This is a genomic window from Halorarius litoreus (assembly GCF_024362405.1).
GTDB lineage: Archaea > Halobacteriota > Halobacteria > Halobacteriales > Haloarculaceae > Halorarius > Halorarius litoreus.
The window spans coordinates 888,413-904,087 of the sequence record NZ_CP101454.1; the positions used below are offsets into that span (position 1 = coordinate 888,413).

The following is a 15,675-nucleotide window of genomic DNA, read 5'->3' on the forward strand; positions in this document are numbered from 1 at the left end:
ATTAACCGTCACGGGGAATGCGGGCGTACCGAACCAACCATGGGTCGCCTCGAACTGAACGGAATGACGAAGGTTTTCGACGGCGGAAGCGGAGATATCGTCGCAGTAGACGAACTCGACCTGACGGTCAAGGACGGAGAGTTCCTCGTCCTCGTCGGCCCGTCGGGCTGCGGGAAGTCCACGACGCTCCGCTGTATCGCCGGGCTTGAGTCCGTGACCGACGGAGAGATTGTGCTCGACGACACCCCGATCACGGACAACAAGCCGAAGGAGCGGAACATGGCGATGGTGTTCCAGAACTACGCGCTGTACCCACACATGTCCGTCCGCAAGAACATCGGCTACGGGCTGAAAATCACGACCGACCTCTCGAAGTCGGAGATCACCGAGCGCGTCGAGGACACGGCCGAACTCCTCGAGATCGGGGACCTGCTCGACAAGCGGCCGTCGGACCTCTCCGGCGGCCAACAACAGCGGGTCGCCCTCGGTCGAGCCATTATCCGCGAGCCGGAGGTGTTCCTGATGGACGAGCCGCTGTCGAACCTCGACGCGAAGCTCCGGACGACGATGCGGACCGAGATTCAGCAGCTACAACAGGACCTCAACGTCAGCACCGTCTACGTGACACACGACCAGACCGAGGCGATGACGATGGGCGACCGCATCGCCATCCTCGACGGCGGCGAACTCCAGCAAGTCGGCGAGCCGATGGAGTGCTACCACGAGCCAACGAACCAGTTCGTCGCCGGGTTCATCGGGTCGCCGTCGATGAACTTCCTCGACGTCGAGCGCCACGAGGAGGTACTCGAACACGACCGGTTCTCCTATACGCTCCCCGCAGACGTGGCCAAGGCCATCGCGGACGCACCGACCGACCTCACCCTGGGTATCCGTCCAGAGCACATCACGCTCTGTGACTCCGACCGGGAGAACGCTGTCCAGACCGAGGTCACGGTCGTCGAACCGATGGGCGAACTGGTGCACATCTACCTCGACTTCGGCGACCAGACGCTCACGGCCAGCGTCGACGGCGGGGCGCGGGTGCAGGCCGGTGACGTCGTCTCGGTCGTGTTCCCCGAGGACAAGATCCACCTCTTCGACGGGGCGACGGGCGAGACGGTCAAGAACAGTACCAGCGGGAGGCAGGTCCCCGACGAGCAGGTGGCCCCGTCGAACTGACCACGTCGCCGACTCCCCCATCCTCGACTACCTACCGTTTACCACGACCAAACAGCCTTCGCGCCGCATACTATCTCTAGATAGTCGACGCGACGTCTCACGAAGTGACACGCGAGTCGGTCGCTAGACGACGCCGGGTGACCGCTGCTTCTCCGGGAAGACCCTCGCGTTTACGCTTGCCGAACGATTCATGTGCGTTGGGCAGTATCGTCATCGTATGACCGAGACCGATGACGTGGGCGGCCGACCGGTGCAGGCGGTACAGACGTCTTGCGAGATCCTCGAGGCGTTACTCGAGCGTGACAGCGCCGGCGTGACCGAACTGGCCGAGAGCCTCGGGCGGTCGAAGGCGACCATCCACGGGCACCTCTCGACGCTCCACGACAACGAGTTGGTCGCCCGCGACGGGGACCGGTACCGCATCAGCCTGCGGTTCGTGGACTTCGGCGAACACGCGAAGCGAAACGTCCAGGTGTACGACGTCGCCCGGGAGGAGATTGACCGGCTCGCCGAGGAGACCGGCGAGGTCGCCCAGCTCATGGTGAAAGAACACGGTCGCGGGGTGTACTTGCACAAGGCTGAAGGCGAGCACAGCGTCCGGACCGCCTCCTATCCCGGGGCGCGAAACCACCTGCACTGCACCGCTTTGGGGAAGGCCATCCTCGCACACCTCCCCGAGGAGCGGGTCCACGCGATCCTCGACGAGCACGGACTCCCCCAGATGACGGAGAACACGATCACCGACCGCGAGGCGCTGTTCGCCGAACTCGAGGACGTCCGCGACCACGGCACCGCGGTCGACAACGAGGAGATACTGCAGGGGCTCCGCTGCATCGCGGCACCGCTCCACGGGAACGACGGCACGCTCTACGGTGCGATCAGCGTCTCGGGACCGACGAGCCGCATGCAAGGGACACGATTCGAGGAGACGCTCCCCGACGCGCTCCGGGGTGCGGCCAACGTCATCCAAATTAACGCCACACAGCAGTAGCGTTTACGAGAAAGAAACGGCCCTGGCTCGTCCAGGTCAACACGATTTGGGCCGTCTGAACTGTTCTACGAGCTCTCCCTTGTCTATGGGCTCTCCAGCTGCTGTTTACGCAGGCCAAACATCACTGGTCGAGACCTCGACGGAGGTACGCCGGAGGAGGTGTCTGACCTGTCCGGGAGTAACGCTGTCGATACAGATTGTGTGACTGCCTTGCTATAACAAATGTATGGGTGTTATGGGTATTCCAGATGACTCCGCAGTCGGCCGTGTGTAGCGAACGCGAGCGTTAACTTACCGTCGTCTCTCGGTAGGGACCGAACTGAGCTATATACTTGAAAGCGACGGCGGACGAGCTATCGAACGTGAATAGAGAGATTCGGGAAAGGCGTGTGGGACGATACGAACCAGCTATTTCGGGACAGCCACGACGTATCAGTATTGATTGGAGAACTTTCGGCTCTGCTCAGTCCAGGAAGGTGCGTTTGACGTGCGGGACCGAGTACTCGATGTCGAACGCGGCGTGGATCTGGTCGCGGAGCGTCTCGGCGTCCCACGTCTCGGTGTCGAACCCGAACGCGTCGGGCGAGGCGTCGAGCCACGACGCCACTTCCTCGGCCTGTTCTTCCGAGAGCTTCGAGGGGCGGGCCAATACGCCGCTGGAACGCCGTCGTGTCTGGGCAGCGTTCGTCTACTATCCCTATCATATCGAGAGAAGTGGAAAGACCAGTCGAACAGTACGTTCTGAAATCGGGTGTACACACTGTGTCGTTCGATGCTTCCGCCTCCGAAAGGGTGCACCGCTGCAGGGGTACAATCCACGATAGTCAGACAGCGACGGGCCAGTCCTGTGTACGTCTCCCACCACAACTGCAGAGCGCAAGCGGCTACGGTCGGCGCTCACGGACTGAAGTATAACAGCGTTATATCTGTTATACTTTCTCGGTCGTGGGTCGCGGTGACGGTCCTGCGTCTGGTTCGTGCGATAGCGCTCAAAGCCGCTTTCAACAGTGTTGGAAGGGTGTGGACCGAAAAATCGCTCGTTCTTCCTTCTCGAACCAGCGTTCGTATCGTGGTGGCTTCGGTGTAGCAGGGGGACGGTCGTGTCTCACCCACGGGGGCGAGTCGAGTCCCTGGCCGATCTGTCGTCGAGTAGTGAGTTCCGCTGTCCAACATGCTTGGACGTGACTAGCTACGAGTACGTCGTCGTGATCTCGACGATGTTCGCGACGTCCTTGACGAGGTCCGGAAGCTCCTCTTCGAACCGCTTGCCCTGGATTCGGCCCTTCGGCCCGGAGACGCTGATCGCTCCGACGACCTCTCCGTCCCGGTGAACCGGGGCGCCAATGCAGCGGAGTCCCTCGCGGACCTCACCGTCGTTCACGGCGTAGCCTCGCTCGGCGACCTGCTCGAGTTCCTCCCACAGCTCTGCGCGTGTCGTGATCGTGTGTTTCGTCCTCCGGACCAGCCCTCGCTCGGCGATTATCCGGTCGACCTCATCGGCAGGGAGACTTGCGAGAATCGCTTTCCCCGACGCGCGACAGTGAAGGTCGACGTGTTTGCCGACGTGCGTGTTCACGGGCATCGCCTGCTCACCTCTCGCCCGATAGAGGTACACTCCACGCCCGTGTTCGGGAATCATCATACTGGCCACCTCTCCCGTCTCTTCGGCCAGCCGGTCGACCTCAGGGCAGCCAGACTTGTAGATCTGCTTCTCGGCCCGGACGTGTTCGCCGATGTCCAGGAACCGCAGGCCGACACGGTACGTCCCGTTCGAGTTCACGGCGTACCCGATCTCCTCGAGGGACGTGAGATACACGTGGGCCGTGCTCTTCGGCAACGACAGCTCGTTCGCGACTTCTGTCACCCCCGCACCACCGGACCGTTTGAGATAGTCGACGATCTCAAAGGCCGAGCGCAGCGATTTGAGGGGTTTGGTTTTTGCACTGGACATGGTTCGCGCTCTGGACTGTGTACACTTATACCTATGGGTGCGTGTACACAGGTGCCACGAAACCACTCGCGACCAGTTTTCGACCTAGTTGAACTCCTGGGGACCCTCTCGCCTCTCCGTCCAACATCATTGGACGAGGTTCGGTGGTGACAGGTTGTCCCACGACCGAACCGACCTGCTCAGGTGGCTATCGAGCGGATCACCACGGAGCTAAAGAGTGCCGGCTCCAGAAAAAGGCGGTCGTACAGCTGGTGTCCGCACTGGTGACCTACTGTTGAATGTCGGTGTTGAGTGCGGTGAGGATGCGCTCGGTCGTGTCTTCCACGACCGTCTCCATGAACTCCGGGTCGGACTGTCTCGGGTCCCCTCGACCGCCCTGTTCCGTGGTATCCGTGTACCACTTGTACTGTCGCGTCTCGTAGTTCGCCTTCCGTGTCTGCTTCTCTTTCTTCTCGGAGCGCACCAGCTCCGGGTGGAACAGTTCCGTCACGCTCGTCTCGTGTTCGCCCGCGTGACTCCAGTTGGTGCCGAACCGCTCTTCCAGCTGGTCGCGGGCGAAGTTCGTCCAGTTGACGAAGTGGACCTCGAGCCCGTGGTCGCGCTGGATTCGGTCGGATGCCAGCTTCAGCGACGACGAGTTCCCACCGTGGCAGTTGACGATGAGGAGTCGCTTGGCACCGTGCTCTGCGATGCTCGCCCCGATCTCCTCGATGACTTTCTGGTAGGTGTCCGGCATGAGGGTGATCGTTCCCTCACGCGTCATGTGGTGTTCGGAGTAGCCGTACGGCAGCGTCGGCAACCGGACCAGCGAGAGCCCGAACTCCGGGGCCATCTCTGCCAGCTCCTGTGTCAGGTTCTCCGCCCGGAGTGTGTCCACCGACACCGGGAGATGCAGCGAGTGCTGCTCGATAGCGCCCGTCGGAAGGACGATGAAGTCGGCAGTCTCGTACGCTTCGGCGGCGTCCTCCGAGGTCATGCTCCCGAGATCGTACTCGTCGAAATCCAGGGAGACCGTCATGCGCACTCACCCTCGTGTGTACGGACCGCGCGGTCGTGATGCTCGAAGCCGGACCGGAAACTGACGGTCTGGGTGCACCTAGTGTTATCTGCTACCATTCGTTTGGCACACTCTGGCTAACGGGAACTGGTACATAAGCGTTCCTGTGGTGGGCTGTAGCACCTCGTCACGAATCGCGTGCGTGCGGGAGAAGCGACTACGGATGAGATCTCCCCGCCTGTTGCTCCACCTTCGCAACGACCCCGACTATATTGATTAATAATATGGTTGTACATGGCTAATGCGAGGTATTATATATCACCACCCAATATTGGATAATGCCAACGGATGGCAAGCGGTGTGCTAAAGCATGGCCAGAAACATCAAAGAGTACGATATCGACAGGAGGCAGTTCCTCGCAATGAGCGGTGTGCTGACAGGCACAGCACTCGCAGGTTGTGCAGGGGAGAGTGGAACCGGAGGCGAAGACAATTCCGAATCGACCGGTGGCGACGGCGGCGGCGGATCGTCCGACGAGACTGTTCGTCTCAACGTAGCGATCGCTTCGGAGCCGTGGAACTTCGACCCGGCACTCTGGGCGGACACCGGCTCGAGTGCTGTCGGTAGTATGATCTACGACGAAGTGATCGAGCTCTCCCCCGAGTCGGAGCTGCAACCCGGGCTGGTCGAGGAGGTTCCCAAGCCGACGAACGACGGGATGGCGTTCGATTACACGCTCCGAGAGGGTCTGCAGTTCCACAACGGCGACGACGTGACCGTCGAGGACTTCAAGTACTCGCTCGACTGGATTCTAAACCCGGACAACAACTCGCCGGTTCGCCGTCGGATTCCGAACGTCGACGGGACGGAGATCGTCGGTGACCGGACCTTGCGTGTCAACCTCACGACCGAGTTCTCCACGCTGAACTGGTGGCTGACTCGCGGGCTCGAGGGAATCGTCCCGAAGGGGTCACGCGGAGAGGCACAGGAGAAAGAGGGGCCCACGGGTATCTCGACGAAGCTCACCACCGACCCGAGTGGGGCGGGCACCGGCCCGTTCAAGTTCGTCGAGTGGAACAGCAACCAGAACGTTCTGCTCGAGAAGAACGAGAACTACTGGAAGGACGGCCTGCCGAAGGTCGACGAGCTGAACTTCCAGATCATCCCCGAGGACTCGACGCGACTCGCCAACCTCCGCTCCGGACAGACCGACCTCACGACGTCGATCCCGGACAAGGACTTCGACTCGCTCAAGTCGTCGAGTGATATCAAGACGGGGTCGGTCCCTGGCAACACCACCGAGGTGCTCTATCTGAACCTGATGGAGGCGGAGGGCAACCCGATGTCCAACGTGAACAACCGCCGGGCCGTGCAGTGGGGCATCGACGCCGAGGAGATCCTCGACGAGATCTTCTACGGGCGCGGTGTCGCCCAGGCCGGACTCTGGTACCCCGACAGCGAGTGGACCTCTCCGAAGCTCCGGGATATGGAGATGTACGACCAGGAGAAGGCGAAGCGAGAACTCGAGAAAGCCGGGAATCCCGACGGGTTCGAGTTCGAGATGCTCGTCACGAAGGGGTCGCACCTGAAGGACCAGGCGGTTGTCATACAGAACCAACTGTCGAAGATCGGTATCGACGTCGAGATCACCACCCTCGAAAAGTCGGCGCTGTTCGACACGGTGTACGACACGACCGATTGGCACGCTGCCCTCGAGAACTGGACGAACGCCGTGCCGGCCGTCACCTACTGGCTCAGCACCGGCTTCGTGCCGAACGCTCGAAACCACAACAATTGGCACCATCAGACAGATGACCTGCCCGACCGGTACGCACCGAGCGGACCGCCGGCCCCGGAGGACGCTGACGGAGACTACTCCAACGGCCACGAGTGGTACGTCGACACCCTGCAGAAGGCCCAGAGCACCGCGGACGAGGAGGAACAGAAGCAGATCATCTACCGACTCGAGGAGTACCTCGTCGAGAACGCGATCCAGATAGACATCTGCTACTCGAGCAAGATCGCCGCGTGGCAGGACTCGGTCTCGGGCTACGAGATGGGCTCGTTCGCCTCCGAACTCCGAACTACCACGAAGGACGAATAGAACCGCTGCCCGTAGCGATACAGTAATAACCACCCACCCCCCACTGTTGTTAGCCACCTCACCACATGCGTAGGAATCTACCCGATCACGACTCCCCCATGACAGAGACTAGTACCCCCGTGGCCGAGGCGTCGTACCGATGAGCGTGTTACGATACGTCCTCAAACGCCTCTTGCTCATCGTCCCGGTGCTGTTCGGGGTGAGCCTCGCCGTCTTCGCGATGCTTCACCTCGCGCCCGGCGGCCCGGCAGCCGTGCTGCTGGGCCCTCTGCAAAACGAGCAGATCGTCCAGGAGGTCCGGAAACAGCTCGGCCTGACGAAACCGTTCTACGCCCAGTACTGGCTGTGGGTAAGCAGTGCAGCGCAAGGTGACCTGGGCAGTTCGTGGACGGTGCAACAGGGCACGCCGGTCGTGACGCTGATCAAGGAGCGACTCCTGCTCACGCTGGAACTGGCGCTTCTCGCCCAGCTACTCGCCGTCCTCATCGGGATTCCCGCGGGGATAATCGGCGCAGTGCGGCAGAACAAGCCGGCAGACCACCTCTCTCGCGTCGGCGCGCTGGCCGGCATCTCGATCCCGAACTTCTGGTTGGGGGTCGTCCTCATCATGGTGTTCGGCGTGTACATCGGCGTCGACTGGGGGACCGGCGGCTGGGTGTCGCCGTTCGACGATCCCATCGCGAACCTGCAGAACCTCTTTCTGCCAGTCGTCGCCCTCGGCACCGCGCGGGCAGCGATCATCCAGCGGATGACCCGCTCGGAGATGCTCGAGACCCTGAACCAGGACTACGTCCGGACGGCTCGCGCCATGGGAATCGGCGAACGCGAGGTCGTCCTCAAGGACGCGACGAAGAACGCGCTGATCCCGGTCGTGACGGTCATCGGCATCGGCATCGGCGGCCTACTCAACGGTGCCGTCCTCACGGAGACGGTGTTCAACCTTCCCGGACTCGGGCGACTGTTCATCACGGCGATCGCGCGGCGAGACTTCCAGGTCATCCGTGCACTCGTCCTGTTCATCGCCTGCGTGTTCGTGTTCGCGAACCTGACCGTAGACATCCTCTATGCGTATCTGAATCCGAAGATCCGTGAGGAGGGTGGGAGCTAACAATGGCAACTGAAGACTCAACAGCACTCGACCCCGAACCGCAAGCCAGCGAGCACCGCACGCAGTTCCAGCAGTTCTGGCGGGAGTTCCGCAAGAACAACCTCTCAATCGTCGGCGCGATCATCATCGGCCTGGCGATCATGACGGCCGTGTTCGCACCCGTAATCGCACCGCACCACCCCGCAACGCAGTACGACGCACCCGAGGGTGAACACAACCCGATGCCACCGGGGGCCACCGTCCTCGTCGAGGACACGGAGGGACAGGAAACCGTCACGGTCATGCTCGGGACTGACAACCACGGACGAGACCTGCTCTCGCGGATGATATTCGGCTTGCGAACCCTGATGGTCGTCGCGTTCGGCGTGAACATCGTCGCGATGGCAGCCGGGGTGACGCTGGGCGCGGTCGCTGGCTACCTCGGTGACACGTGGGTCGACGAGGTGATCATGCGGGCGATGGACATCATCCTCTCGTTCCCCAGCCTGATCCTCGCGATCGCTATCGTGGGAATCCTCGGGGCAGGGAAGACGGACTACGGGTGGATCGTCGTTCCGAACCTGGCGAAGATCATCTTCGTCATCGGCTTCGCTTACGTGCCGCGGTTCGCCCGGGTGATGCGTAGTGCCGTCCTCCGGGAGATGGAAGAGGACTACGTTGACGCCGCGAAGTCGATCGGGGCGAGCAACTCCCACATCCTCGTCCGCGACATCCTCGTGAATACCATCCCCATCGTCGTTGTGCAGGCGAGCCTGTACATGGCGACGGCCGTGCTGGCGAGCGCGGGCCTCTCGTTCCTCGGTCTGGGGCTGCAACCCCCGACCGCGAGTCTCGGGCTGATGCTGTCGAACGCTCGCAGCTTCGTCTACAGCGGGCAGTGGTGGTATCCGGTGTTCCCGGGCATCACACTCATGATCATCATCCTCGGGTTCAACCTGCTGGGTGACGGACTCCGCGACGCGCTCGACCCGCGGTACACGGAGGAGGGTGGCGAATGAGTTCCGACCCGATCCTCGAGGTCGAGAACCTCGTCACGCAGTTCCAGACCGAAGAGGGAGTCGTGAAAGCCGTCGATCACAACTCCTTCTCCTTGCAACGGGGGGAGGTGCTGGGCATCGTCGGTGAATCTGGCTCCGGCAAGAGCGTGACCGCGATGTCGATCATGGGGCTCATCGAGCACCCGGGAGAGATCAAAGCGGGTGAGATACGCTACAACGGCGAGGACCTGCTCTCGAAGTCGGATGCGGAGATGCGAGCGATCCGTGGCAACGAGATCGCGATGGTGTTCCAGGACCCGATGACGGCGTTGAACCCGGTCTACACGGTCGGGAGCCAGATCCAGCGCATCATCCGCAAGCACACCGACACGACCAAGCAGGCTGCCCGGGAGCGGACCATCGAACTCCTCGACGACGTCGGCATCCCGGAGGCCGAAGCGCGTGTCGACGACTACCCACACCAGTTCTCCGGCGGGATGCGCCAGCGCGTCCTGATCGCGATGGCGATCTCCTGTGATCCGGAGATCCTCATCGCGGACGAACCGACGACGGCACTCGACGTCACCATCGAAGCCCAGATCTTCGAACTCCTCGACCGGCTCCAGGAGAAGTACGGGATGAGCATCATCCTCATCACCCACGACCTCGGCGTCGTCGCCGAGACGTGTGACCGCGTCGCCGTCGTCTACGCGGGGCGCATCATCGAACGAGCAGCCGTCGACGACCTCTTCGAGTCCCCACGGCATCCGTACACACGGGGTCTGATGCGCTCGATTCCGAACCTCCGGTCGGCGGTGAGCCGGCTCACGCCCATCGAGGGGCGGATCCCGGACCTGTCTGCGCTCCCGCCCGGCTGCTCCTTCCACCCGCGGTGTGTCCACGCGACGGAGGAGTGCCGACAGATCGACCCCGGACTGCGAACGGTCGCTCCCGGTCGTGAGGCCGCGTGTATCCACGCGCAGGGATACGGCCCCTACGAGACGACGACTGGAGTCGATGGCGACGGCGCTGACGCCGTCGCGTCGGACGGAGGTGTCGACGATGAGTGACGAGTCGGTCCTCGACGTGGATGGGCTCACGAAGCACTTCGTCCAGAACGACGGGATCATCGACCGGTTCCTCGGCGCGACCAAGGCGGTGCAAGCGGTCGACGACATCTCCTTCGAGATCCGGGAGGGCGAGACGCTGGGTCTCGTCGGCGAATCCGGGTCGGGGAAGTCCACAACCGCCCGGAGCATCCTCCGCCTCGACGAACCGACAGACGGGCGTGTCGCGTACGACGGCACGGACCTGACGACTCTCTCATCGAGGGAACTCAAGCGGTTCCGAAAGCGCATCCAGATGGTGTTCCAGGACCCTGCGTCGAGTCTCAACCGTCGGAAGAGCGTCGGGCAGATAATCCGGCAGCCGATGCAGATCCACGGCCTGTACAAGGGCCGCCGCGACGAGCGCGTCGACGAACTCATGGAACAGGTCGGCCTGTCGCCGGAGCACTCGAACCGGTATCCACACGAGTTCTCCGGGGGGCAGCGACAGCGCGTCGGCATCGCCCGCGCCCTGGCTGTCGAGCCGGAGTTCCTGGTCTGTGACGAGCCCGTCTCGGCACTGGACGTCTCGATCCAGGCACAGATACTCAACCTGCTCAACGACCTGCAGGAGGAGTACGACCTGACGATCCTGTTCATCGCACATGACCTCTCGGTCATCCGGCACGTCTGTGACCGCGTCGCAGTGATGTACCTGGGCGAGATCGTCGAGATTGCGGAGACCGAGGAACTGTTCGCCAGTCCCCAGCACCCGTACACGCGTGCGCTGCTGAACGCGATTCCCGAACCCGACCCCGACCTCGCCCGAGACCGGAAGCCCCTGTCGGGTGAGGTCCCGTCGCCGATCGATCCGCCGGCAGGGTGCTCGTTCCATCCACGGTGTCCCGACGCCACGGAGGAGTGTCGGAAGGTCGACCCCGACCTGGCGCAGATCGACGGCGCGACGCCCGGCCATGAGGCGTCGTGTATCCACGTCGAGTCGTTCGATCCTGACACCGGCATCCAGCTCGAAACAGCTGCCAGGGACCGGTACGCGCCCTCGAACTTCCTCCACGCGAACCCGGACCAGCGTGAGACGGACGCCGACAGGCTAGAGTCGGTCGGGGAGGTGCAGGAATGATTCGTGGACTTGACTCGGTCCGGTGGCTCTTCCCCCTCGCGCTGACGTTCGTGATCGTCGTGGGGATTCACGCGCTCGTCTCGACCGTGCTTCCGGGGACAGCCGGGGTCGTGGTGACGGTCCTGCTGTCGATCGCGACGTGGTACGTCGTCGCTCGGACACTCTTCGGCGATGGCGGCAGGCTCTCGAACTCCGGTCGAACGCACTGAGCCGACCGCGGGTCGCCGCTATTCTCTCCTCGACGGGCAAGCCACAGGCTACAGGGTAGTGCTTCGCAGTACGGAGCCCGGTGTCTCGAGCCGCTGTCTACAGATGCTATCAGGAGACACCGGACTACTCGGCGGGCTGGCCGCGGTCGGCCATCATCCGTTCTGCCCGCGTTGCCCAGTCCCCCCACAGGAACCCGGTACACGCGACGAGTGCCCACCAGACGTACGTCAACACGATGCCGACATAGACCCCCGAAAGCCCGTACCCGAGATGCAGGCCCACGAGGTAGCTGAACCCGAGCATGAACCCGAACGTGCCCGTGAAGCGGGCGTAGAACGGTGTCCGGGTGTCGCTCGCCCCCTGCAAGCTCCCGGCCAGCGGGAAGAAGATGCCGAAGAACACCATCGACACCCCCGAGAGGCGGGTGAAATCGGTGGCGTACGTGACGGTCGCCGGATCGGTCGTGAATATCCGAACCAGGGGTCCCGCGCCGATCCAGAGGAGCGCCCCCACGAAGCCGACAGTGAGTCCACCGAGTGCGGTGATCGCCAGTCCCTGAAACCGGGCACCGAGCGGGTCTCCTTCGCCGAGTGAGATCCCGACGAGGATACTCGCAGCGACACTGTACGAGCGATACAGTGGACCAGCGAGTTGCTGGTAGATACGACGGCTGATGTGGTACGCCGCGCTCACCTCCGTCCCGAACACGAGCAGGAGGGCGTTGAACGGGAAACTCGCGACCGAGGTGCTCATCCCCTCGGCGAAGTTCGGGAGGCTGACGCCGAGCAACTGGCGCGTGACCGTCCGGTCTCGGGGCCGGCGGAGCGAGAGTGGAGTTCGATGTGCGGCGATAACCCCCAGCATCGCTGTGGCTTCGAGTCCGCGACTCACCGCCGTTGCGAGCCCGACACCGAGGATGCCGAGCCGCGGAGCGCCGAACAGTCCGAGTCCCAGACTGACCGTCCCGACGATGTTGAGCAGGTTCGCGACCCCGTTCACGAGCAACGGCGTTCGCGTGTCACCAGTCCCCTGCAGCGACCGGGCAGCGACGAGCGCGACGATCCGCATCGGTGCCGCGGCGAAGACCACCGTCAGGTACAGTCCGCCCAGCTCCACGACCGCCGCGTTCGCCCCGAGGAGGCGGATGAACGTCTCCGCCAGGACGAAGCCGATTGCAACGATGGGCAGCCCGACCAGGAACCCGATCAGTACGGCCTGCGTGACGGCCTGGTCGCGAGCCGTCACGTCACCTCTGCCGGTGTCTTGACTCGAGAGCGCGATCGCACCGGTCCCGAGCGCTCGACCGATTCGGAACGGGATCTGAGCGTACAGGTCTGCCAACCCGATCGCAGCGACCGCTGCCGGGGAGAAGAGCCCGGTGACGACGATATCGACGGACCGCATCAACGTGTTGAGCAGTTGCTGTACGGCGACCGGCCACGACAGTCGTAGCGCGGATCGCCAGGTCTGGCGGAGGCGATCACGCAGGCCTGCGTTCAACACCACGTAGACTCACGTCTGAGGCATTAATGTATGGATACACGCGAAGCGCCGTATCCGAGTTTCGACGGTGGACGAGCCTCGGCGTCTATCGGTTCGAAGCGGGCCTCTCGACCCATGAAAACGGTTTTGCTGTCGTACCTATCGGCTCTGGAATGGACGATGGGAGGCAGTCACAGGTGAGTACACACGCCACGAACCCTCCAACTGGTCACCGCAATCGGCTTTCGGGGATGGCTCCGAGTGCGAAACTCGTGTATTTCGTCCTCCTGCGTGCGGAGGAACCACTGAACTCCACTGTTCGTTGTGCACTACCATGCTATTGTCCAGCACATTTAATTACCTGCACCCCGCATATCGAGTGCCGGACTCAGCGAGATTGCAACCACCGTGTAGCCCCGATCAAGCTACGCCTGAGGCTGTCGCTCGCGACTCCGGAGAATCGCCGATCGACCACCGTACCTCACGACACCGGTAAACGTCTGTCCGAGGAGTAGGGAACCTACTCCTCGTCATTCCATCGAGAGATCGACCGAGAGTTGCCTCGGTCACGATGCGATCGACGAGATTCGCGAGCCATCGCTCGGTCACGACGAACGTAGTCGCCTAGACGAGCGTAGCGAACACGACCGTCCAGTCGTCGCTCGTCTCTCGGAGAAAACGTCTAGATTGGTGACCTGACGTACTATCTAATTAAAATAAGCGTGTACGAGCTATCGACTGCGTACCGAGAAAAGTGTAAGAGGGAAACGAGACGATACGACTGGCTATCTCGGGACAACTCTGGTGTATCAGTATTAATTGAAGTCATTTCGACGGATGCTAGTCGAAGAACGTCCGGTCGACGCCGAGAGTAGAGCACTCGATGTCGAACGCGGTTCGGAACTGGTCGCGGAGGCTTCGATACTATCGTCTCCACCCCTGTACTCGAGTCATTCGTGCGACTGTGCCCAAATCGGACTCTGATACTGTTCGTTCCAGGAGCTGGGGATCGCCGTGTTTCCGCTCGTCAGGAGGGCGGCTTCGATTGGGCGTTTCTCGGATCGGTCGAGTTTCCCCGTGGAACATGAACCTCCTCAATTAGTCTAACTAGCTTTGTCATCTAAGAATACAACTTTTTCTGTATCTAGGCGGTGGCTCGAGCCACCGGTCCCGACCTGCGTAGTCGCGAGTCAGGAGGTAGTTCGTACCCACGGCGGGGGAAAGTGGGGCGGATGTCGACGGTCGACGACAGCGAACCAAGTACGGTGCAGTCCCCTCGTGACTATATCTCGGTGATCCGTTCGTACTCGTCGGGGAGTGCGGCTGCGTCTTCGGGGAGCAACGCGACGAGGAGGTAGCCGGTGTAATCGTCGAGATACTCGACGAGCATTGCGATGCGCTCGGAGTCGATGGCTTCGAGCGAGTCCAGCAGTACGAATGGGACGCGCTCGTACACCTCGTGGGCGAGATAGCCCGCGAGCGCGAACACCAGTCCGGTCACCTCACGTTCACTCTCCGAGAGGTGGTCGACCGTGTCCTCGTACGCCGCACCCGACGCCGACGTGTGGATGACGTGGAGTTCGAACACGCTCTTCGTGACCTTCCGCCGCCCTTCACGGACGTCTCGATGGACCTTCTCGATCCAGATGCGTTCGAGGTTCGCGTAGTCGAGCAGTTCGAGGACCGTGTCCATGTGCTCGTTGAACTGGTCGACGGTACCCTGCTCGATCCGCTCGATCTTCGTCCGGAGCGACTCGATCTCCTCGGAGATCTAGTCGAGTCGGCTCTCGATCTCGTCCTGTTCGGCGATCCGGTTCTCGATCTCGCGGACGTTAGAGTCGACGCGCTCGAGGTCGGTCTCCAGCTTCCCGAGTTCGTACTCGAGCTGGTTCGCCTCCTTGTGCAGGTCGAGCACCGCGCTGTAGTCTTCGCTCTCCAGTTCCTCGACCTCCGCCTCGACCGTCTCGATCTCCTCGGTCATCGTCTCGCGCCGCTCCTGGAGCGTCTCGATGCGCGATTCGATCTGCTCCTGGTCGACCTCGCTGCCACACGTCCAGCAGGTCACCTCGTCGTCGTCGAGCAGCTGGTCGGTCACGTTCTCGGCTTCCGTGCCGGCGAGTCCCGCGAAGGCACTCGAGCCGGCGTCGTCGAGCATCTCCTCGTTGAACCCGATGACGCTCTGGAGTTCGTTCACCTCGCTCTCGAGTCGCTGTTTCTGGTCGCGGAGTCGAGTTCGTCGATCTCGCCCACCGGTGTCTCGGGGAGGTCGGCCAGTTCCTCCTCGAGTTCTCGCTGTTCGCGAGTGGTCGCTTCGAGGCTCTCCTGTTCGGTCTCCAGGTCGTACCGGATGTCGTTGAGGCGTAACTTCCCGACGAGGGGTCGATTGGCACCTTCGTTGTCTTTCCGTCACGGTCCTCCGGTCGCCAGCACAGCCACTGTGGCCGTGTCACCATCGCCGCCGGCAGTGCATCGGCTGGTGGGAGCGTGTA

14 protein-coding genes are annotated in these 15,675 nt (G+C 62.4%); 8 read left to right on the plus strand and 6 right to left on the minus strand.

Annotated features, from left to right (window positions below; translation table 11 throughout):
* Positions 1–39 precede the first annotated feature (39 nt).
* Together NL126_RS04485 and NL126_RS04490 are read left to right on the plus strand one after the other, a co-directional pair.
* Entirely contained in the window at positions 40–1,179 is a 1,140-nt protein-coding gene (locus tag NL126_RS04485; RefSeq protein ID WP_255197719.1) for an ABC transporter ATP-binding protein, read from the plus strand.
* 217 nt (positions 1,180–1,396) lie between these two features.
* Positions 1,397–2,170: an IclR family transcriptional regulator gene (locus tag NL126_RS04490; protein WP_255197720.1), complete on the plus strand. Its 774-nt coding sequence runs from the start codon at positions 1,397–1,399 to the stop codon at positions 2,168–2,170.
* A 463-nt stretch (positions 2,171–2,633) separates the two neighbouring features.
* On the opposite strand, the gene NL126_RS04495 is transcribed toward NL126_RS04490, so the two are convergent.
* From NL126_RS04495 to NL126_RS04505, 3 genes are all read right to left on the minus strand, one after another.
* Positions 2,634–2,819, minus strand: coding sequence for a hypothetical protein (locus NL126_RS04495; RefSeq protein ID WP_255197721.1), 186 nt, complete (start codon positions 2,817–2,819; stop codon positions 2,634–2,636).
* Between the two features lie 540 nt (positions 2,820–3,359).
* Positions 3,360–4,121, minus strand: coding sequence for an IclR family transcriptional regulator (locus NL126_RS04500; RefSeq protein WP_255197722.1), 762 nt, complete (start codon positions 4,119–4,121; stop codon positions 3,360–3,362).
* A gap of 268 nt (positions 4,122–4,389) precedes the next feature.
* Complete coding sequence (locus NL126_RS04505; protein WP_350355522.1) at positions 4,390–5,097, minus strand: creatininase family protein; 708 nt, start codon at positions 5,095–5,097, stop codon at positions 4,390–4,392.
* A gap of 391 nt (positions 5,098–5,488) precedes the next feature.
* On the opposite strand from NL126_RS04505, the gene NL126_RS04510 reads away from it, so the two are divergent.
* The 6 genes from NL126_RS04510 to NL126_RS04535 all read left to right on the plus strand — a co-directional run bounded on the left by NL126_RS04510 (position 5,489) and on the right by NL126_RS04535 (position 11,703).
* Positions 5,489–7,222 carry an ABC transporter substrate-binding protein gene (locus NL126_RS04510; protein ID WP_350355482.1) on the plus strand — a complete coding sequence of 578 codons (1,734 nt, stop codon included), beginning with the start codon at positions 5,489–5,491 and terminating at the stop codon, positions 7,220–7,222.
* A gap of 145 nt (positions 7,223–7,367) precedes the next feature.
* Positions 7,368–8,330: an ABC transporter permease gene (locus NL126_RS04515; RefSeq protein ID WP_350355523.1), complete on the plus strand. Its 963-nt coding sequence runs from the start codon at positions 7,368–7,370 to the stop codon at positions 8,328–8,330.
* A gap of 2 nt (positions 8,331–8,332) precedes the next feature.
* The gene (locus tag NL126_RS04520) at positions 8,333–9,328 is read left to right on the plus strand and encodes an ABC transporter permease (protein ID WP_255197726.1); all 996 of its coding nucleotides are present in this window, start codon (positions 8,333–8,335) and stop codon (positions 9,326–9,328) included.
* Positions 9,325–10,377 carry an ABC transporter ATP-binding protein gene (locus NL126_RS04525; RefSeq protein ID WP_255197727.1) on the plus strand — a complete coding sequence of 351 codons (1,053 nt, stop codon included), beginning with the start codon at positions 9,325–9,327 and terminating at the stop codon, positions 10,375–10,377. The genes NL126_RS04520 and NL126_RS04525 overlap by 4 nt, the downstream gene beginning before the upstream one ends.
* Positions 10,370–11,494, plus strand: coding sequence for an ABC transporter ATP-binding protein (locus NL126_RS04530; RefSeq protein ID WP_255197729.1), 1,125 nt, complete (start codon positions 10,370–10,372; stop codon positions 11,492–11,494). Before NL126_RS04525 ends, NL126_RS04530 begins: the two co-directional genes overlap by 8 nt.
* Complete coding sequence (locus NL126_RS04535) at positions 11,491–11,703, plus strand: hypothetical protein (RefSeq protein ID WP_255197730.1); 213 nt, start codon at positions 11,491–11,493, stop codon at positions 11,701–11,703. The genes NL126_RS04530 and NL126_RS04535 overlap by 4 nt, the downstream gene beginning before the upstream one ends.
* A 124-nt stretch (positions 11,704–11,827) precedes the next feature.
* Here the strand turns inward: NL126_RS04535 and NL126_RS04540 are convergent, their stop codons facing one another.
* The 3 genes from NL126_RS04540 to NL126_RS04550 all read right to left on the minus strand — a co-directional run bounded on the left by NL126_RS04540 (position 11,828) and on the right by NL126_RS04550 (position 15,380).
* The gene (locus NL126_RS04540; RefSeq protein WP_434084176.1) at positions 11,828–13,192 is read right to left on the minus strand and encodes an MATE family efflux transporter; all 1,365 of its coding nucleotides are present in this window, start codon (positions 13,190–13,192) and stop codon (positions 11,828–11,830) included.
* Positions 13,193–14,468: 1,276 nt separating this feature from the next.
* Complete coding sequence (locus tag NL126_RS04545; protein ID WP_255197732.1) at positions 14,469–14,879, minus strand: hypothetical protein; 411 nt, start codon at positions 14,877–14,879, stop codon at positions 14,469–14,471.
* 78 nt (positions 14,880–14,957) lie between these two features.
* On the minus strand, positions 14,958–15,380 hold the full coding sequence (locus NL126_RS04550) for a hypothetical protein (protein WP_255197733.1): 423 nt from the start codon (positions 15,378–15,380) through the stop codon (positions 14,958–14,960).
* Between the last annotated feature and the right edge of the window lie 295 nt (positions 15,381–15,675).